2 protein-coding genes are annotated in these 1,129 nt (G+C 45.9%); both read left to right on the forward strand.

Annotated elements, in window-relative coordinates; genetic code table 11:
• Nucleotides 1-257: helix-turn-helix domain-containing protein (locus tag AC2VE5_RS28470; RefSeq protein WP_486890866.1), on the forward strand; the 257-nt coding region annotated here is incomplete at its 5' end.
• A gap of 266 nt (nt 258-523) precedes the next feature.
• Nucleotides 524-1,129 (forward strand): KilA-N domain-containing protein (locus AC2VE5_RS28475; protein WP_486890867.1); only part of this gene is annotated, 606 nt, incomplete at its 3' end.

The raw sequence follows: 1,129 nt of genomic DNA on the forward strand, positions 1-1,129 counted from the left end.
AGATGGATATGAAACAATTGCGGGAACGGGTTAAGCTCTCACCTGCTGATGTAGCGTCACAGTTAGAGATTTCCGTTTCCAGTATTAATAATTGGGAAGCTGGGCGGACTATACCTAAGCTAAGACTTGACCAATTTATGGAATTGATCAGGCTCTACCAATGCAATGCCGAAGACTTAGAGCAAGCTCATAAAGAGTCTCAGCAAAAGTATCTGCAAGGTGGTTCCAAACGTCGAGGTCGCCCTTCCAAAGAATGACCAACAACTGTTTTTAAACTTAAAAGCGACCGCGCTTCCCTACCACGAGTCACGCGATCGCTCTTATCAATAACCGCAAGCATTAAACTATATAGGTCATGGCAATGACAATCGTACCCGATTCTGTATTAATCGAGTCGAAATTGGCTCATAATAACCAAAGCCAAAATATCCCCCATAAGCATATTGATGAACTTTTGATTTGGCTCAAATCCTTTAATCAGGGTAATCATCTTCTTTGCCTCACTGTTTTAAGGGGTAGATAGATGAGTTTAATTACCCACAACGTCAATGAAGTCAATATTGGGCAACGAGCGATTGATGGGTACATCAACGCAACTGCAATGTGCCAAGCCTGTGGCAAGCAATTAGCCCACTACCTGGAAAATCAAACCACAAAAGCCTTTCTAGAAGCGCTAAGTTTAAACATCGGAATTCCGATATTAAACTTAGCGCAGGTTAAACGGGGTCGTTACGGTGGTACTTGGGTACATCCCCAAATTGCGATCAACCTCGGTCAATGGTGTAGTCCCCAGTTTGCCGTACTGGTATCTCAATGGGTCTATGAGTGGATGAGCAGGGACAAAGCTCCAGCAGTCGCAAAGCTAGTACCCCCCTCACCCAAAGAAAGATTGGAGAACATTCGCCTCGGTCTTGACCTATTTCAAAAACTCGGTGGCTGCGATCCACGTACCGAAGTCTTGCTCAAAGACTGCATCCGGAACATCCTTGTAGAAGACAAGCTGCAACCAGCCTTGCCTGGACGAGTGGAATACCCCGTTTCTGACCGCGCTGTAGTCATGGGCTATCGTCCCACTCCTGCACAACTACGCCAAATTGGTAAGGAAGCTGCTCAGATCGGAAGAGCACAC

It is taken from the genome of Aliterella sp. E5.1, assembly GCF_057473825.1.